We start from the raw sequence: 1,433 nt of genomic DNA on the forward strand, positions 1-1,433 counted from the left end.
GCGCTGCATAGCGCATCAATTGACGACAGGAAACCGGCGCATACGTGACAATGCCGTTTTGGCCAAAAAGTCGCGCATTGCGAGGCTGGAAGACTGCTTTTCGCCTGGCATTGCCTGCGGGGCGCGCGTTTTTTAATTGTTCGACGGCTTGCTTATCGGCCATACTTCACGCCATGCGCTTTCCTGGGCCAGCCGGCTTTTCATCGACGCGCTTTCTTTTCCCGCCCGGCCGGATCCGCCGGGCGCTCCTTTTGGCCCTTCTGATGCTGGCGCCGCATCACGCTGCCGCCGACGAAGTGAAGGTCTGGGCGGCGGGCGCCTACTCCTTCTCCGACGAGCTTGGCGGCTTCCACATCACCGGCGCCTCGGGCATCGGCACGAAGGACGATCCGTTCGTCATCACCGAAGAGCTGACTTCGTCAACGCCGGTGACGCTGACGATCCGCACGACAAAGCCGATCCAGGCCTTCGGCAAGGCCGGCGAATTCGCCAACGGCATGATGTATATGCGCATCGAGGTGCTCAACAATAGCGGCCAGGCCTGGGTCGAATTCCAGTTCGAATTGCAGGAGATCCTGAACCAGCCGAGCGTGTTCGGCGACGGGCTTTCCTTCGACCAGCGCAACAAGACGCCGGACAACATCCGGTCGAGCAATTTCGCCGATTTCGATCGCGATTTCGAACCCTATGACCGGCTGCTGTTCAGGAATGGCAAGGTCGACCCGCTGAAAACCGCCAGCTTCGAATTCCTGATGACCGACTACACGCCCAGATGGACCTTCTACCTGGTGCAGGATCCGCGCATACCAACGGGCTGACACGATAGGAATTTTTTCTTGACTCGGTGAGCTCAGCTATGGTACATTTTTGCCTATGGTGCTGAGTTGCGCCAGTGACCCGCCGCACAGGCGGGTTTTTCGTTTGATGCTCCGTCAGCCAACGCGCCGGCGAGAGGCTCCGAAGGAACCCAAGCTGCCAGCCTTGCAAATTGCCGCCACGCGGACGAATGTGGAATCGATGACTGCCGCTTCCCCAACCAACAGACCTGATATCGCCGACCTGCTGGCGTTTTACGCCAGCGTGGGCGTCGACGAGGCGCTCGAAGAGCAGCCGGTGAACCGGTTCGCCGAGGTTGCGCCAAAGCCGATGGAGCGCGCGCCGATCGCAGCGCCTTCGGGTGGCACCGCCGCACCGCTGCGCTCGACGACCGTGTCCCGCGGCGAAGCCGGGGACAGAGCAAATGCACCACCCGTCGCGCGGTCGCCGTCTGCGACGACTGCGGTTCCCGACGAAGCGCAGGCGGCACTTGCCCGCCAATTGGCGACCACAGCAACGACGCTGGACGAGCTTCGCCAGCATATGGCGGCGTTCGAGGGCTGCAATCTCAAGGCCACCGCCAAGAACCTGGTGTTTGCCGACGGCAACCCGGAAGC

Annotated in this window: 1 protein-coding gene and 1 pseudogene; both read left to right on the forward strand. The window is 61.8% G+C overall.

Translation table 11 applies throughout. The features are described from left to right. Nucleotides 1-173 precede the first annotated feature (173 nt). Nucleotides 174-818 carry a hypothetical protein gene (locus EN884_RS35875; RefSeq protein WP_013532621.1) on the forward strand — a complete coding sequence of 215 codons (645 nt, stop codon included), beginning with the start codon at nt 174-176 and terminating at the stop codon, nt 816-818. Nucleotides 819-1,017: 199 nt separating this feature from the next. After that, nucleotides 1,018-1,433: pseudogene (locus tag EN884_RS35880) on the forward strand (uracil-DNA glycosylase); the annotation flags it as partial.

Origin of the sequence: Mesorhizobium sp. M7A.F.Ca.AU.001.01.1.1, assembly GCF_004022735.1 — a bacterium.
Taxonomy (GTDB): Bacteria; Pseudomonadota; Alphaproteobacteria; order Rhizobiales; family Rhizobiaceae; genus Mesorhizobium; species Mesorhizobium ciceri.